Annotated in this window: 15 protein-coding genes and 1 pseudogene; 6 read left to right on the top strand and 10 right to left on the bottom strand. The window is 50.8% G+C overall.

The features are described 5' to 3' along the window. Positions 1 to 129: 129 nt before the first annotated feature. Complete coding sequence (gene pcaQ / locus OGV71_RS17180) at positions 130 to 1,053, top strand: pca operon transcription factor PcaQ (RefSeq protein ID WP_003020288.1); 924 nt, start codon at positions 130 to 132, stop codon at positions 1,051 to 1,053. Between the two features lie 40 nt (positions 1,054 to 1,093). Here the strand turns inward: pcaQ and OGV71_RS17175 are convergent, their stop codons facing one another. The 6 genes and pseudogenes from OGV71_RS17175 to OGV71_RS17150 all read right to left on the bottom strand — a co-directional run. Continuing rightward, a complete protein-coding gene (locus OGV71_RS17175; protein ID WP_032949364.1) occupies positions 1,094 to 2,782 on the bottom strand; it encodes a methyl-accepting chemotaxis protein in 1,689 nt (562 codons plus the stop codon). A gap of 169 nt (positions 2,783 to 2,951) precedes the next feature. Then, positions 2,952 to 4,070 carry an S-(hydroxymethyl)glutathione dehydrogenase/class III alcohol dehydrogenase gene (locus OGV71_RS17170; protein WP_286533710.1) on the bottom strand — a complete coding sequence of 373 codons (1,119 nt, stop codon included), beginning with the start codon at positions 4,068 to 4,070 and terminating at the stop codon, positions 2,952 to 2,954. Between the two features lie 32 nt (positions 4,071 to 4,102). Next, positions 4,103 to 4,378: a metal/formaldehyde-sensitive transcriptional repressor gene (locus tag OGV71_RS17165; protein ID WP_003020296.1), complete on the bottom strand. Its 276-nt coding sequence runs from the start codon at positions 4,376 to 4,378 to the stop codon at positions 4,103 to 4,105. 121 nt (positions 4,379 to 4,499) lie between these two features. Beyond that, complete coding sequence (locus tag OGV71_RS17160; protein ID WP_174329896.1) at positions 4,500 to 4,958, bottom strand: DUF302 domain-containing protein; 459 nt, start codon at positions 4,956 to 4,958, stop codon at positions 4,500 to 4,502. A 34-nt stretch (positions 4,959 to 4,992) separates the two neighbouring features. After that, positions 4,993 to 5,592: a reactive chlorine resistance membrane protein RclC gene (gene rclC / locus OGV71_RS17155; protein WP_032939118.1), complete on the bottom strand. Its 600-nt coding sequence runs from the start codon at positions 5,590 to 5,592 to the stop codon at positions 4,993 to 4,995. Between the two features lie 175 nt (positions 5,593 to 5,767). After that, positions 5,768 to 5,943 (bottom strand): annotated as a pseudogene (locus OGV71_RS17150) (DUF4113 domain-containing protein); the annotation flags it as partial. Between the two features lie 175 nt (positions 5,944 to 6,118). Between OGV71_RS17150 and fdnG the strand changes: the two are divergent. Genes fdnG through fdnI form a run of 3 tightly spaced genes read left to right on the top strand, consistent with a single transcriptional unit; the run spans position 6,119 to position 10,715 of the window. Further along, positions 6,119 to 9,169 (top strand): formate dehydrogenase-N subunit alpha, encoded by a 3,051-nt coding sequence (gene fdnG, locus OGV71_RS17145; RefSeq protein WP_286533708.1) that lies wholly within the window; start codon positions 6,119 to 6,121, stop codon positions 9,167 to 9,169. Between the two features lie 12 nt (positions 9,170 to 9,181). Continuing rightward, positions 9,182 to 10,069, top strand: a complete 888-nt coding sequence (gene fdxH, locus OGV71_RS17140; protein ID WP_003020306.1) for a formate dehydrogenase subunit beta — start codon at positions 9,182 to 9,184, stop codon at positions 10,067 to 10,069. Beyond that, a complete protein-coding gene (gene fdnI, locus OGV71_RS17135) occupies positions 10,062 to 10,715 on the top strand; it encodes a formate dehydrogenase-N subunit gamma (protein ID WP_003020312.1) in 654 nt (217 codons plus the stop codon). Before fdxH ends, fdnI begins: the two co-directional genes overlap by 8 nt. A 122-nt stretch (positions 10,716 to 10,837) precedes the next feature. Here fdnI and OGV71_RS17130 read toward each other — a convergent pair whose 3' ends face one another. From OGV71_RS17130 to cybB, 3 genes are all read right to left on the bottom strand, one after another. Next, entirely contained in the window at positions 10,838 to 12,106 is a 1,269-nt protein-coding gene (locus tag OGV71_RS17130; RefSeq protein ID WP_286533706.1) for a Y-family DNA polymerase, read from the bottom strand. Between the two features lie 2 nt (positions 12,107 to 12,108). Further along, positions 12,109 to 12,528 (bottom strand): translesion error-prone DNA polymerase V autoproteolytic subunit, encoded by a 420-nt coding sequence (locus OGV71_RS17125; RefSeq protein WP_286533704.1) that lies wholly within the window; start codon positions 12,526 to 12,528, stop codon positions 12,109 to 12,111. A gap of 172 nt (positions 12,529 to 12,700) precedes the next feature. Continuing rightward, a complete protein-coding gene (gene cybB / locus OGV71_RS17120; protein WP_003020322.1) occupies positions 12,701 to 13,231 on the bottom strand; it encodes a cytochrome b561 in 531 nt (176 codons plus the stop codon). 189 nt (positions 13,232 to 13,420) lie between these two features. Here cybB and gap point away from each other — a divergent pair, with 189 nt between their 5' ends. After that, positions 13,421 to 14,422 carry a type I glyceraldehyde-3-phosphate dehydrogenase gene (gene gap / locus OGV71_RS17115; protein ID WP_003020325.1) on the top strand — a complete coding sequence of 334 codons (1,002 nt, stop codon included), beginning with the start codon at positions 13,421 to 13,423 and terminating at the stop codon, positions 14,420 to 14,422. Between the two features lie 126 nt (positions 14,423 to 14,548). After that, positions 14,549 to 15,475, top strand: a complete 927-nt coding sequence (locus OGV71_RS17110; RefSeq protein WP_003840844.1) for an alpha/beta hydrolase — start codon at positions 14,549 to 14,551, stop codon at positions 15,473 to 15,475. A gap of 41 nt (positions 15,476 to 15,516) precedes the next feature. Here the strand turns inward: OGV71_RS17110 and aldA are convergent, their stop codons facing one another. Beyond that, positions 15,517 to 16,956, bottom strand: a complete 1,440-nt coding sequence (gene aldA, locus OGV71_RS17105) for an aldehyde dehydrogenase (RefSeq protein ID WP_086551263.1) — start codon at positions 16,954 to 16,956, stop codon at positions 15,517 to 15,519. Positions 16,957 to 17,030 lie beyond the last annotated feature (74 nt).

The raw sequence follows: 17,030 nt of genomic DNA, 5'->3' as shown, positions 1-17,030 counted from the left end.
TACAAAACATAAGCAAAATAAATCAGTTGTAAGTAAAACATGATAAATGTTAATAATATTTTGCTATCAGGTTATCAAAAACAAACAACTTTACTTGTCACCGATACGGCTCTGTTTTTAACATCGCTTATGGAAAAAAATGTTCTGTTCAATCAGCGCATTCGCTTGCGCCATCTTCATACTTTTGTCGCCGTTGCACAGCAGGGAACGTTGGGGCGCGCGGCTGAGACCCTTAACCTGAGTCAACCGGCTCTCTCCAAAACGCTAAATGAACTGGAGCAACTGACCGGGACCCGGCTCTTTGAGCGTGGCCGCCTTGGCGCGCAGTTAACGCTGCCAGGAGAGCAGTTTCTTACCCACGCGGTAAGAGTGCTGGATGCGCTCAACACTGCCGGGCAAGCGTTAAATCAGCGCGAAGAATCGCAGACTGATGTCGTACGGATTGGGGCCTTACCCACCGCGGCACTGGGCATTCTGCCTGCGGTAATTGGTCCTTTCCACAAGCAGCAAATGGAGACCACGCTGCAGGTTGCCACCATGAGTAACCCAATGATCCTGGCGGGTTTAAAGTCCGGAGAAATTGATCTCGGCATTGGTCGCATGGCCGATCCGGAATTAATGGTCGGTCTGAATTATGAATTGTTGTTTCTGGAATCACTTAAACTGGTCGTGCGCCCTAACCACCCGTTGTTGCAGGAAACCATCACATTAAGTCGGGTAATGGAGTGGCCGGTGGTGGTTTCGCCAAAAGGAACCGCGCCTCGCCAGCACGCAGAAGCATTGTTGCAAAGTCAGGGTTGTAAAATGCCGCCAGGCTGCATTGAAACACTTTCAGCATCGCTCTCCCGCCAACTGACGGTTGATTACGACTATGTATGGTTTGTCCCTTCAGGTGCGGTTAGAGAGGATTTACGCCAGGCGACGCTGGTATCGTTGCCGATACCTACCCACGGGGCGGGTGAACCCATCGGGATTCTTACTCGTGTCGATGTGCAACTCTCTCAGGCCGCGCAGATCCTTATCGCCGCAATACGCAAAACCGTACCATTTTGATGCCAAAAATAAAGGGACCAGATGGTCCCTTTATTGATGATTAAAACGTTTCCCAATTATCGCCGCTGGCCGTTGCCGCCTGCGGACGTGAATGACCCGGCGTAGTAGTTACCGGAACGCGTTTTATTGCGCTTGTCCCGGTTAAACGGAATGTGCCGACGGCTTCCGTTAAACGTGCGGCCTGCTCTTCAAGAGAGGCCGCAGCAGCCGATGCTTCTTCAACCAATGAGGCGTTTTGCTGCGTGACCTTATCCATCTCTGAAATCGCCTGGCTTACCTGGACGATGCCCCGGCTTTGTTCATCAGAGGCCGCCGCAATTTCCAGCATAATGTCGGTCACGCGTTTTACCGCATCGACAATATCCGTCATCGTATTGCCCGCCGCGACGACTTCTCCAGAGCCCTGGTCAATCAGTCGGACTGATTCGCTGATCAATCCTTCTATCTCTTTTGCCGCCTGAGCGCTGCGGCTTGCCAGCGTACGGACCTCACTAGCCACCACTGCAAACCCACGCCCCTGCTCTCCTGCCCGCGCCGCCTCAACCGCCGCGTTCAGCGCCAGGATATTGGTCTGGAAGGCAATGCTGTTAATAACGGCGGTAATTTCAGAGATTTTCTTCGAGCTCGTTGAGATATTGCCCATGGTTTTCACCACACCAGAGACCATCTGACCGCCCCGGCTGGCCTTGCCGGACGCATCTTCCGCCAGCGTACTCGCATGATGCGCGTTGTCGGCGTTTTGCTTCACCGTAGCCGTCAGCTCTTCCATGCTGGCCGCCGTTTGTTCAATCGCCGCGGCCTGTTGTTCGGTACGTGAAGACAGATCGGTATTACCCGCCGAAATCTCACTGGTACCGCGGTAGATTTCTTCCGCGCCCTGACGTACCGTGCCCACTGTTTTCGCCAGCGACCGTTGCATTGTCTGCAGATGACGGCTCAGGCGCCCAATTTCGCTGCGTCCGGTGGGTTCCTCTGGCATTGTCAGGTCCCCTTCTGAAATTTGCTCAATGCGCTGGGCCGCACGTAACAGAGGATGAATAACGGTACGGCGCAGAACAATAAACGTCATCACGGTCAGTGCCAGCGCAAGAACGAATGCCCCCAGCATAAAGGCCATGCCAAGCTGTGTACGTTGGTGCGCCTGTTCGCTTAACTGATTCGCCCTGGCGGTACGAATATCGATCGCCTTTAACAATACCTTGTTGTAAGCAGAGTCCAGCGGTCTGGCCTGTTCATTTTCATGGTTGATGATCGCCTCGAACATGCCGTTTTTAGCGTACTTGAGCATAGGCTGTAAGCCATCGATATAGGCTTTGAAATTGGCGCTCAGTTCAGCGTCTAACGCCTCTCCGGCAGTAGTTTTCACCGCACGAGCCATATAAGTATTGAAACCGTCCTGCGATTGCTTAATACGTTTTTCTGCCTCGGCAATATTGGCCTTCATGTCATCCATTTCAGCAATACGGCTCGCCGCACCAGCATGGATCATGTTGATACGCGCGGTGCGTAAGTGGTTAGAGCTGTTAGATAACCCCATCCGGACCTGAATCTCATCGGTTACATCGCGCTGATCGCGATCGGCCTGCATAAGAAAATAACCTGCCAGCCCGGAACTTAAGGCGAATAGCAGAAGGATGCCACCGAGAATGGAGGAAAACAGCGGAACCAGTCGGATTTGATGCAGAAAGCCCAGTTTATGCAGGGCTTGCATCGATGTAGTGTTGTCCATGACCGTCGACTCTCTTGTAGGGTTTATGCGTGAAAACACGCCCGTTAGATAGTCATCGGCAATCCGGGAAGTTTACTTACCGTGAAAAGCGCCGGATTCGTCACACTTTCACAACATAATTCTAAAAAATTCAGGAAAGTGCCAGCGGTGAAATCCGCTGGCCAATGAATCAGTTATCACCAAAATGGATAACAGTACGGATGGATTTACCCTGATGCATTAAATCGAACGCTTCGTTAATCTGCTCCAGAGGCAGGCGATGCGTAATAAACGGATCTAACTGAATTTTTCCGCTCATTGCTTCTTCGACCATACCCGGCAACTGAGTGCGCCCTTTTACGCCGCCAAACGCGGAACCGCGCCACACGCGACCGGTTACTAACTGGAACGGACGTGTTTTGATCTCCTGACCGGCACCCGCCACCCCAATGATGATGCTTTCGCCCCACCCTTTATGGCAACACTCCAGCGCCGCACGCATCACGTTAACGTTGCCGATACACTCAAAGCTAAAGTCCACGCCACCGTCGGTGAGCTCAACAATCACGTCCTGCACAGGCTTACCGTAATCGTTCGGGTTGATGAAATCGGTCGCGCCCATTTCACCAGCCAATTTGAATTTCTCCGGATTGGTATCAACAGCCAGAATACGCCCGGCTTTTGCCTGCACCGCGCCCTGAATCACCGCCAGGCCAATACCGCCCAGACCAAATACGGCTACGGTATCGCCTTCCTTCACTTTCGCGGTGTTATGGACCGCTCCGATACCGGTGGTCACGCCACATCCCAGCAGACACACTTTATCCAGCGGAGCCTGCGGGTTAACCTTCGCCAGCGAGATCTCTGCGCAAACGGTATATTCGCTGAAGGTACTGGTGCCCATATAGTGATAAATCGGCTCGCCGTTATACGAGAAGCGCGTTGTGCCATCAGGCATCAGACCTTTGCCCTGTGTCGCCCGCACGGCCTGACACAAGTTAGTTTTACCCGATTTACAGAACTTGCACTCGCCGCACTCTGCGGTGTACAGCGGGATCACATGATCGCCCGGTTTCAGGCTGGTGACGCCTTCCCCCACTTCAACCACAATGCCGCCGCCTTCATGGCCCAGTACCGCCGGGAACACGCCTTCCGGATCGTCGCCTGAGAGGGTAAAAGCATCAGTATGGCACACGCCGGTGTGGGTAATTTTAACCAGCACTTCACCTTTCTTTGGTGGTGCGACGTCGATTTCAACAATTTTTAACGGTTGGCCGGGGCCAAATGCAACTGCTGCACGTGATTTCATTTGTCTCTTCCCATTATTGCAAGGTGATGGTGTTATTTTAGATAAGCACGCAGAAGATGGCCGATCTCAGCCATGCGCACAGCTCGCTGGTCTGGTGTTGTCTCCCCACTGACCAGTTCATCTTTCAGGTGGATCTCAACCATTTCGCCCATCAGACCATTGGATGCGCCGCGTACGGCGGCAATTTGTTGCAGGATCGACAGGCATGGTTCGCCAGATTCCAGTGCGCGCTCAAGCGCATCAACCTGACCGCGAATACGGCGTACACGAGTGAGAATGCGTTTTTTATCTTCGGGTGAATGCGGCATACGCCCTCCATATACTATAGGGGGGTATACTATCAGAATTTTTATGTAATTGTAAAAAACTAACATCTATTTAATGAGGGGGTGACGACCAGGCCTCGTCAGATGAGCCCTGGTCGCCAGGTCACTGAATGGCTTTCTGAACTAATTTTTCCAGATTTTTTAAGGGTTGAATTGCCGCAGTATCTGGTCCATAAGTCTGTAATATCTCAACCGGATGATATCCAACGACTACACGTCCATCCGACTCTTCCCGAATCAATACTCTAAAGGGAAGATCGAGCGCCATATCAGGATATGCCTGCATTAATGGTGTGCCACCTTTAGGATTGCCAAAAATAATGACTGTTGTGGGTAACATGGTTAGTCCAGCATTTTTAGCCTCTTTCGCATGATCAAATTCGCCAAAAAAAACAAGATTATTACTCTCAATGGCAGCAATGAGATGCTCTCTGGTCTGCTGGTAATTATAAGTACTATACGTTTTGATCATGGTATTCCCGGTGTTGGCAGCATGACTGGTTACCGTCATAAGCAGATACAGTGCAACTGTGATAAATATATTTTTTAGAGACCGAAGCATCACAACATCCTTAATTTAACGATAGTCTGGAAAGCTATCTAAGACCAGCGGATACTTTGCCGGTATAATCTCTCTCGTGCTGATTCTGTGCAAGGATACATTTGGCAGAATGCACCATCGCAATAAGACCCGCAGCCATCATTATCGTGTCTTTTAAGACCAGTCGCCCGGCGCCAGAAAGATAGGGAAACCCGGTGTGAGAATCCTGGCCACTTACCCATGTTTCTGGTGTAAATATCAGGAATGTCAGAGTGACAAAAGGAGTTAAGAAGGCAAGTGTTGCCCCCCAAAAACCGATTTTTGGTGATACATAATGAGCAAGAATTAATAATGAAAAAATGACTTCAACAATACCAAGTCCGGTAGAGTACCCATAAGTATTATTCGCATGATGCCATGCGCGGTTAGCCTCTATTAATTCGCCTTCATGGTTCATGAACTGAGTATAATTACTCGGATCGTTATAAAAGAAAGACATAAATGGGCTATTAGCTACAAAAGGAACGATGCTATCTGCTTCATAGGGAATGAACTTCAACAATCCTATCCACATAAATACAATGGCAATAGAAATGCGACAAAGATTTATTCCCACGTTTTCTTTCGTTGAAACATATTGGTATAGTTTATCCATCATATCCAGAGGTCCTGTGTTGTAGAAATCACGACCTTTATAACCTTGTTATTTATATGCCTATATGTTCAGGAATCTATAATTTTTGTTTGATCGTCTGGGAAGGTCAAAATATAGACTATGGATAAGTTCGGTTGAGTGGAATGAACTCCTTGTTTTCGGTTTGGCTATCAAACTACTCGTAGCAAATCGTTGTATAACGTGGTGAAAGCATGTCTCTCTTCATCGCCCACGGTTGCTGTATCCCTTGTCCGACAAAGTAGAGCGTTCCTTTACCCTTTTCCCAGATACCTCCATCAGTTTATCGCTGTTACGCCACAGCGTTAGGTTGTCGTCAAAAAGATTCAGTTCGCCGTACGTATCGGCAACCAACCTGACATGATCAATTTTTACCAATCCATAACCCTGGCTTACAGCATTAATATTCTCTCACGTCAATAACCACTAAAAGTTAATGGTTTATAAAACAATTTAACCTTACAATAACCATACTTTTTCATGTCTTAAGTTTAAGCTGGAGAAAAAAATGGAGCTCAGCCGGAGGCAGTTCTTTCGAATCTGCGCGGGCGGTATGGCAGGAACAACTGTTGCATCTCTCGGATTCTTATCATCTTTTTCCGTTCACGCGGAAACCCGTCAATACAAACTCTTAAAAGCAAAAGAGACACGTAATAACTGTACGTACTGCTCAGTAGGCTGCGGCATGCTGATGTACAGCCTTGGCGATACAGCCAAAAACGTCAAAGAAAGTATCTACCATATTGAGGGCGATCCGGATCATCCGGTGAGCCGTGGATCGTTGTGCCCTAAAGGCGCTGGCGTGCTGGATTATATTCATAGTGAAACCCGTCTGCAGTATCCCGAATATCGCGCACCGGGTTCGGATAAATGGCAGCGCATTAGCTGGGATGATGCGATTAATCGTATTGCCCGACTCATGAAAGATGACCGCGATGCCAACTTTATAGAGAAAAATGCCCAGGGCGTTACCGTCAACCGATGGTCCACCACGGGCATGCTATGCTCCTCAGCGGCAAGTAATGAAACCGGGATCCTCGACGGTAAATTTGCTCGCGGACTAGGTATGGTCGCTATCGACTGTCAGGCACGGTTATGTCATGGTCCCACCGTTGCTGCTCTTGCACCAACGTTTGGACGTGGTGCGATGACCAACAACTGGGTCGACATTAAAAATGCCAACGTAGTGCTTATTATGGGCGGCAATGCCGCTGAGGCACATCCGGTAGGCTTTAAATGGGTAGTCGAAGCGCAAACTAAAAATGACGCCACCGTGGTGGTAGTCGACCCGCGTTTTAACCGTAGCGCCGCCGTCGCCGATCTGTATGCGCCAATACGCGCTGGTTCCGACACCGCATTCCTGCTCGGTGTAATCCGTTATCTGCTGGAAAACGACCAAGTGCAGCACGACTATGTGCGCCATTACACCAACGCCAGCCTGATTATCCGTGATGACTATCAGTTCGACGACGGCTTGTTCAGCGGCTATGACGACAAAAAACGCCAGTACGATAAATCGAGCTGGTTCTATCAGCTTGACGAACAGGGTAATGCCCTGCGTGATGAAACATTGTCTCACCCACGCTGCGTGTGGAATTTGCTGAAAGCCCACGTCGACCGCTATACGCCAGAAATGGTTAACCGGTTGTGTGGGACCTCAGTGGCAGATTTCAATCGTATCTGCGAAATTCTCGCCAGCACCAGCGTGCCTGACCGCACCGCTACTATTCTGTATGCGCTGGGTTGGACACACCACTCCGCCGGGGCACAGATTATCCGCGCCGCCGCTATGCTCCAGTTGCTACTGGGCAATATAGGCATGGCGGGCGGTGGCGTTAACGCCTTACGTGGCCACTCCAATATTCAGGGCTATACCGATCTTGGCTTGTTGTCGACGAACCTGCCGGGCTATATGCCGCTGCCGTCGGAAAAACAGCCTGACTACCAGACCTATATTTCGCAAATCACGCCGCCTGCGCTAGGCGTGAATGAGGTCAATTACTGGCAAAATACGCCGAAGTTCTTTGTTAGCATGATGAAAAGTTTCTGGGGCGACAATGCAACAGTGGGAAATAACTGGGGCTACGACTGGCTACCTAAATGGGATCGCCTGTATGACGTAATGACCCAGGCTGAATTGATGCTCGAAGGGAAGATTAATGGTTACATCGTTCAGGGCTTCAATCCGCTGGCGGCGTTTCCGGATAAAAACAAATCAACTCGCGCGCTTTCAAAACTGAAATATATGGTGGTTATCGATCCGCTGGTCACTGAGTCGTCCAATTTTTGGCAAAATCATGGCGAGATGAACGATGTAAACCCGGCAGATATTCAGACCGAAGTTTTCCGTCTGCCCTCTTCCTGCTTTGCTGAAGAAAATGGTTCAATCGCTAACTCCGGGCGTTGGTTGCAATGGCACTGGGCTGCGGCAGAACCACCAGGTGAAGCCTTACATGACGGGAAGATCCTCGGTCGCCTGTTTATGCGGCTGCGCGAGTTGTATCAACAGGAAGGTGGAGCGAATCCGCAACCCTTGTTGAATATTGCCTGGAATTATAAAGATCCATACGACCCACACCCAGAAGAGATTGCGCGTGAAGCAAATGGCCAGGCGCTTGAAGACCTTTATGATGACAAAGGCCAGCTTATAGCCAAAAAAGGCCAGCAGCTCAGCAGCTTTGCACAGTTGCGCGATGACGGCTCGACCAGCAGTTTCTGCTGGGTCTACTGCGGAAGCTGGACAGAACAAGGCAACCAGATGGCCAATCGCGACAACAGCGATCCGTATGGTCTGGGCTGCACACCGGGCTGGGCGTGGTCATGGCCTGCCAACCGCCGTATTCTCTACAATCGCGCTTCGGCCGATCCATCAGGAAAACCGTGGGATCCCAAACGAACCCTGCTGCATTGGAATGGCAAAAAATGGGTCGGTATGGACGTAGCCGACTACGGCCAGGCCGCACCGGGCAGCAACGTTGGTCCGTTTATCATGAATCCGGAAGGCGTAGCGCGTCTGTTCTCCATCGACAAAATGAACGACGGGCCATTCCCGGAACATTACGAACCCATTGAGTCGCCTATTGGTACCAACCCGCTGCACCCGGATGTCGTATCCAGCCCGGTTGCGCGTATCTACCATGACGATATCGCCAATATGGGTAAAGCGGATGCCTTCCCGTACGTCGCCACAACTTACTCCATTACCGAACTGTTCCGCCACTGGACCAAACATGCGCTGCTCAACGCCATTGCTCAACCCGATCAATTCATCGAAATCGGTGAGGCGCTGGCGAGCAAAAAAGGCATTGCGGCAGGTGATACGGTGAAAGTGATGTCGAAACGCGGCTTTATCAAAGCGAAGGCGGTGGTCACCAAACGTTTGCAAACGCTGACGATCGATGGTAAGCCGGTCGATACTATCGGTATCCCTTGTCACTGGGGCTTTGAAGGCGCCACACGCAAAGGGTTCCTCGCCAATACGTTAACGCCATCGGTGGGTGACGCGAACTCGCAAACACCGGAGTATAAAGCGTTTCTGGTCAACATCGAGCGAGCGTAAGGAAGGGAACTCATGGCTATGCAATCACAAGATATTATTAAACGCTCGGCGACGAACAGCATCACGCCACCGCCCCAGGCGCGGGATTACCGTGCAGAAGTGGCAAAATTAATTGATGTCACTACCTGTATTGGCTGTAAAGGCTGTCAGGTCGCCTGCTCAGAGTGGAACGATATTCGCGATGAAGTGGGCTACTGCAACGGCGTCTACGACAACCCGACCGATCTCAGCGCTAAGTCCTGGACGGTGATGCGCTTTAGCGAAACCACCCAGAACGACAAGCTGGAATGGCTGATCCGCAAAGACGGCTGCATGCACTGCGCCGATCCAGGCTGTTTGAAAGCCTGTCCATCCGCTGGAGCAATCATTCAGTATGCCAACGGGATTGTCGACTTTCAGTCCGAGCACTGTATTGGCTGTGGCTACTGCATTGCTGGCTGCCCGTTCAATATTCCCCGGCTTAATCCCGAAGATAACCGGGTCTACAAATGTACGCTGTGCGTTGACCGGGTCAGCGTGGGCCAGGAACCGGCCTGCGTGAAAACTTGTCCGACCGGCGCTATCCAGTTTGGCACCAAAAAAGAGATGCTCAATGTAGCGGAAACTCGCGTGGCGCAGTTGAAAAAACGCGGCTATGCCAATGCGGGCATCTACAACCCGCAAGGGGTCGGCGGCACCCACGTGATGTATGTACTTCATCACGCGGATCAACCATCGCTGTACCACAATCTGCCGGATGAGCCAAAAATCGCCGCACCAGTGAACCTCTGGAAGGGGATTTTAAAACCACTCTCCGCCGCCGGATTTATCGCCACCTTTGCAGGGCTGATTTACCACTACGTGGGAGTCGGCCCAAACAAAGAGACGGATGATGATGAAGAGGAGAACGGTCATGAGTAAAAGCAAAATGATTCTGCGCACCAAATTCATCGACCGTGCTTGTCACTGGACGGTGGTAATAAGCTTCTTCCTGGTGTCGCTTTCCGGTATTGCGCTGTTCTTCCCGACGTTGCAATGGCTCACCGAAACTTTCGGTACACCGCAAATGGGACGAATTTTACATCCGTTTTTCGGGGTGATGATTTTCATCGTGCTGATGTTTATGTTCGTCCGTTTTGTACACCACAACATTCCCGATAAACAGGACCTTCCCTGGATTAAAGGGATCGTTGAGGTACTTAAAGGCAATGAGCATAAAGTCGCTGATGTGGGGAAATACAACGCAGGGCAGAAAATGATGTTCTGGAGCATCATGAGTCTAATTCTGGTATTACTGATTACCGGCGTTATTATCTGGAGGCCCTACTTTGCCCATTATTTCTCAATTAACATTGTTCGTTGGAGTTTGTTAATCCACGCGACAGCAGCCATTGTGCTGATCCACGCCATTCTGATCCATATGTACATGGCGTTTTGGGTAAAAGGTTCAATTAAAGGTATGATCGAAGGGAAAGTGAGTCGACGCTGGGCGAAGAAACACCATCCTCGCTGGTATCGTGAGGTTGAACTTACTGAAGAAAAAGCACCGGAATTAGAGTCTAAATAAAATCAATAAGACCGCTGTTATTCAGCGGTCTTATTCTCTCAATGACCCAGTGATATACTGCGGCGCTGCGAGACCTGATTATCAGGCGAATAAAAGGCCCTCCATTCAATGATGAACAAACCCTACCCAACCCGCAGCAAATCACTGTATCTCGTGGTATAACGCGGAGAGAGCATATCTCGCTTCATCGCCCACGGTTGTTGTATACCTTGTCCGGCAAAATAGAGCGTTCCTTTACCCTTTTCAGCATTGAGCGTATCCAGAACGGCCATCAGCTTATCGCTGTTATGCCGTGGAGCGTTGTTATCAAAAAGATTCAACTGTGCAACACCTGAGCTAAAAAAATCGCCCAGCATGACCCCTGCTTTTTGATAACGTAGCCCCTCTCGCCATATTGCGTCCAGGCTACATGTGGCCGCCCTTATAATTTCCCGACTATCCTGGGTTGGTGTCAGCAGTTTTATCGATGCGCTGTTACCGTAATACGGTTCATTCAGGGAAAATGGGCTGGTTTTGATAAACGTAGAGATAAACCGGCAGAACTGGTGCTCTCTGCGCAGCTTTTCCGCAGCACGTGAAGCATAGGTACAAATTGCCTCTCGCATCGCGTTGTAATCCGTGAGTTTTTCACCAAACGATCTTGAGCAGATAATTTCCTGCTTAACTGGCGCAAACTCCTCCAGCTCCAGGCAAGGTTCACCGCGCAATTCCCGCACAGTGCGCTCAAGCACAACGTTGAAATGTTTGCGGATAAAGCGAATATCGGTATCTGCCAGGTCGCAGACCGTTTTAATGCCCATAGCGTCAAGTTTTTTACTGATACGGCGTCCAACACCCCAGACTTCATCAACCGGGAGCGCAGTCATCAGCTTACGCTGGCGCTCAATATTCGAGAGATCCACCACCCCGCCAGTCTGTTCCTGCCACTTTTTGGCCGCATGGTTAGCCAGCTTGGCCAGGGTTTTGGTCTGGGCGATACCGACCCCAACCTTGAGGCGTGTTTTTTGTAAAATGGTTGCTCTGATTTCCCGACCAAAATCCGTCAGATCCCGGCAGTTTCGCACGCCCGTTAAATCGCAAAAGGCTTCATCAATACTGTACATCTCCACGCGCGGCGACAGCTCCTCCAGAATCGACATCACCCTGCTGCTCATATCCGCATACAATTCGTAGTTCGAACTAAAACAGAACACGCCATAGCGCCTGAACAGATCTTTCTGTTTGAAATATGGTGCGCCCATATTAACGCCAAGCGCTTTTGCCTCCGCGCTACTGGCAATGACACAGCCATCGTTATTTGAAAGAACGACAACGGGTTTACCCTTCAGATCGGGCCGGAATGCCGACTCACAGCTGGCATAAAATGAATTAACATCCACCAGCGCAAACATAATCAGCCCGCAGATTTAATGATGAATGTCACTACGCCAAATATATCCAGCGTGTCCTCGCTGCCGATCATGATCGGCGCGTAGGCGCTGTTCTCTGGCTTCAACATCACCACCGGATGCAATTGCAGGCGCTTAACGGTGAATTCGCCTTCAATAGCAGCAACCACAATGTCTCCGTGGGCCGCTTTTCTGGCACTGTCGACTACCAGCAAGTCGCCAGCACCGATCCCTGCCCCCATCATGGAGTCGCCAGACGATTTAACAAAATAGGTTGCACTGGGATGCTGCACCAACAGATCGTTGAGATCGATACGTTTCTCAACGTAATCCTGCGCAGGAGAGGGAAAACCGCAGGGCACGAGATCGCTAAATAGCGGGAAATGTTTGATTTCGCGGCGTTCAACTGGCTGGAAAAACAACATAATAATCTGCCTCTCATATAACTGTATTTATATACAGTAGTTTTAATGAAGACAGTGATCAAGTGACAAGTGTGGCGAATTGAGCGTTGTTTAACCATCTTGTCGATAAGCTTTTATGATGTCTGGAAAAATAATCGGCTAAAAAAATGCCCCACATTTGCGGGGCATTACCTCAGGAGCGTTTTCGCGGCATCATGCGCAACAACGTATTGTCCTTCCAGAAATAGTGATGCATCAGGGCAGCAGCAGCATGCAGAGCAATAACAAAATAACCCAGGTTTGCCAGCGTCACGTGCCAGGACTTCAGCATATCCACTAAATCAAAGTTGGCCTCTGCCGCATGCGGCATAACGATGCCGAATGCAATCCACGGGTTACCCCGGTTGTACATCATCACCAGCCCAATAATCGGCAGGACAATAAACAACAGATAGATAACCAGATGCCCCAGATGCGCCATTCCGGTCATCATCGGCTTCGGTTTTGGCACAATCGGCGGAGCCGGGTATTTCAGCCTGACCAGCAGACGCGCCACCATCAGCGTTAAAATAGTGATACCGCAGGAGACGTGCACCATGTTGAACAAGGGGCGATAGCTGCGCGGGAAAAATCCGCGAAACTCCATGGCGCTGTACGCCACAATAACCAACAAAAAGACCAGCCAGTGAATACCGATTTGCAGGCCAGAATACTTATTCCCCATAACACTTCCTGAATAAAAACAATAATGCGTCAACATAACGGGCTTTTGTTAAAAATTCATTAACTTTTGTTCACCCATTTTCAGTCGCTTACGCTTAACCGCAAGAACCGCTATTGCCGAGGATGCCTGTCTGGACTAAGCCTGGTAGGGAAAATATGTCGTACCGCCTCATCCTGACAGGAGAAAACCATGAGTAAAATTGGCATTAACGGTTTTGGTCGTATCGGTCGTCTGGTATTGCGTCGACTACTGGAAGTCAAAAGCAACGTGGAGGTTGTGGCCATTAATGACCTCACCTCGCCCAAAATTCTCGCCTATCTGTTAAAGCACGATTCAAACTACGGCCCGTTTCCCTGGAGCATCGACTTTACCGAAGACGCGCTGATTGTCGACGGTAAAAAAATCGCGGTTTACGCAGAAAAAGAGGCCAAAAATATTCCGTGGAAAACGACTGGCGCTGAGATAATCATCGAATGCACCGGTTTTTATACCTCGACAGAAAAAGCCAACGCGCACCTGGATGCAGGGGCCAAAAAAGTGCTGATATCCGCCCCGGCTGGCGATATGAAAACCATCGTCTTTAACGTCAACGACGATACAATGGATGCGAACGATCGGATTATCTCGGTCGCATCGTGCACCACTAACTGCCTCGCACCGATGGCGAAAGCCCTGCACGACAGCTTCGGTATTCAGCTTGGCACCATGACCACCATTCACGCCTACACGGGAACGCAGTCGCTGGTTGATGGACCTCGCGGGAAAGATCTGCGCGCCTCACGGGCAGCAGCGGAGAATATCATTCCCCATACCACCGGAGCCGCCAAAGCCATTGGTCTGGTCATTCCGGCATTGAGCGGAAAATTAAAAGGCCACGCCCAGCGTGTTCCGGTGAAAACAGGATCCGTCACGGAACTGGTATCGGTATTGGGGAAAAAAGTCACTGCTGAAGAGGTCAACAACGCGCTGAAAAAAGCCACGCAAGACAATGAGTCATTTGGTTATACCGATGAGGAAATCGTCTCGTCAGATGTCATTGGCTCGCATTTCGGTTCGGTATTTGATGCGACACAAACCGAAATTACCGAAGTGGGCGATCTGCAACTGGTAAAAACAGTCGCCTGGTACGATAACGAATACGGTTTTGTCACCCAACTTATTCGTACACTGGATAAATTTATCAAGCTCTAATGTTCTGGCGGAGGCTCGCCTCCGCCCTCTTTCATTTCCCGCGAATTCAATACGTTGTGAGTCTCTCCCCGTTTTCGATTCACTGACTGTGCTATAGCTAACCTTTGCCACTGAGGGAGCATAGTAATGGAAGCACTGAGTCGTGAAACGTTAGAAAACATGATGGAGCAAGCCGTTGCTAAGGCCACCACCGTCTCATTCTGGCCGCAGGGTGAAGCCCCCGGAGCAAAAAACAGCGATGCGGTGTTTACGCCTGAACCCCGACATACAGGAACATCTCAGTATGATCGTGCGGTCACCGGTATTCGCGCCCCGGAAATTACCGTTTATGCCCCCGCAAAACCTAACGGCATAGGGATCCTTGTCACGCCAGGCGGCTCTTATCGTCGCGTGGTGATGGATAAAGAAGGCAGCGTACTGGCACCGTTCTTTAACGCTCGCGGTTATACCCTGTTTGTGATGACCTACCGCATGCCGGGTGATGGCCATGAGGAAGGCGCAAACGCGCCGCTGGCCGATGCCCAGCGCGCCATGCGCTACATTCGCGCCAACGCCCATGAATGGAAAATTAACCCTGATCGTATCGGTGTGTTGGGCTTCTCTTCCGGTGGTCACGTGGCCGCCAGTCTGGGAACCCGGTTTGCCGAAACGGTTTATACGCCGATAGATAACGTAGACGAGCAACCTGCGCGCCCTGCGTTTATGGCACTGGTGTACCCGGTTGTCACTCTGCGCGAAGACATCGGTCACCCGGGATCTCGTCTTGAGCTGGTTGGCGCTAAGCCAGAAAAGGAAGATCTGCGCCACTATTCTCTGGAAGAACGCGTGGATAGCACAACGCCGCCGACATTCCTGCTACACGCCATTGACGATCCGGCGGTGAAGGTAGAAAACAGCCTGGTCTTCTTTAATGCGCTACGTGAGCAGGGCGTTCCGGTCGAAATGCATCTGTTTGAACGCGGTAAGCACGGATTTGGTATTCGTGATGCGCAAGGGTTACCGCTGGCAATCTGGCCGGAAATGATGATGAACTGGGTAGCCACTAAAGTGTGAAGATTGCGCCGGGTGGCGTACAGACTCACCCGGCGAAAAACTTAGGACTGCAGATACACCACTTGCGTTTGCAGGTATTCGTTCAGACCATGTTTACCATCAGCCCCCCCAATCCCGGACTTACGCCAGCCAGCGTGGAAGCCCTGCATCGCCTCGAAGTTTTCACGATTAATATAGGTTTCGCCAAACTTCAGCCCCTTAATCGCCTTCATTGCCGTATTCAGATTCTGCGTATAGATCGATGAGGTCAGACCGTAGTCGCTGTCATTGGCCATTGTCAACGCCTGTTCCAGCGTATCAAACGCTACCACCGGCAGCACCGGACCAAACGTCTCCTCGTGCATAATCGCCATCTCCTGGCGCACGTCTAGCAGTAACGTCGGCGGGTAGTAATAACCTTTGCCGACAACAGCCTTACCGCCCAGCACCACTCTGGCCCCTTCCTGCACCGCTCGTGCGACTTTCTGCCCCACACGATCCAGCGCAGCGGCGTTAATCAGCGGCCCCATCGCAATGTCATTGCGTTCGGCCGGATTGCCAAACTGCACGGCTTTCATCGCCTCACCCAAACGATTAACGAACTGGTCATAGATACCTTTCTGAACGTATACGCGCTCAGCACAGTTGCATACCTGTCCGGTATTGATCACCCGCGAGTCAACAATGGCCTTCACCGCCAGCTCAAGATCAGCATCGTCCATCACGATAGCCGGAGCTTTACCACCCAACTCCAGACAAACTTTAGTGATGTTTTTGGCCGCTGCGGCCATAATTTTCTCGCCCGCGCCGACGCTGCCGGTCATACTCACCATCGCCACTTTGGGGTTTCCGGCCAGCTCCTGACCGACCGTTTCACCGCGTCCCAGCACCAGATTAAAGACCCCGCGCGGTAAACCAATGTCATCAACAATTTTGGCAAAGGCGATGGCGTTATTCGGTGTGAATTCACTCGGCTTAATGACAATGGTATTCCCCGTCAGCAAGGCGGGAGCCAGTTTGCGGGCAATCAGGAAAAACGGGAAGTTCCACGGCAGAATGCCCGTCGTCACGCCCAGTGCACGCTTAAACAGCAGAATATTCTCACCCGGGCGATCGCTTTGCAGGATCTCGCCTTCATAGCGACGCGCCCACTCCGCCATGTAATCGATATAGTCGGCGGTAAACGCGACTTCAACGTCAGCCAGTTGTCGAATTTTTCCACCTTCCGCCACAATCAACGCGCTGATTTCATCGGCTCGCTGGCGGATACCCGCAGAAATTTTGCGTAACCAGTTTGCCCGTTCAATGGCAGGCAACGCTTCCCATTGCGGCTGAGCGCGATCCGCGGCATCGATCGCTTTACGTGCGTCTTCGGCACGCCCATCGGGAATACGCGAGATAATCTCTTCCGTGGCCGGATTGACGACATCAATCCAGGCGTCATCGTGCCAGGTCACAAACTGCCCATCGATATACATAGGATGTTGTACGGGTACTGACATGCGGCTCTCCTGTGATTGATTTGTTTTTAACAAGTAAAATCATTGTTAATTAATATCAATCATGCATGGCGCAT

Origin of the sequence: Citrobacter sp. Cf088, from assembly GCF_030334295.1 — a bacterium.
GTDB classification, from domain to species: domain Bacteria; phylum Pseudomonadota; class Gammaproteobacteria; order Enterobacterales; family Enterobacteriaceae; genus Citrobacter; species Citrobacter freundii.
The sequence above is the reverse complement of the archived record's forward strand: the minus strand, read 5'-3'. Positions and strand labels throughout refer to the sequence as shown.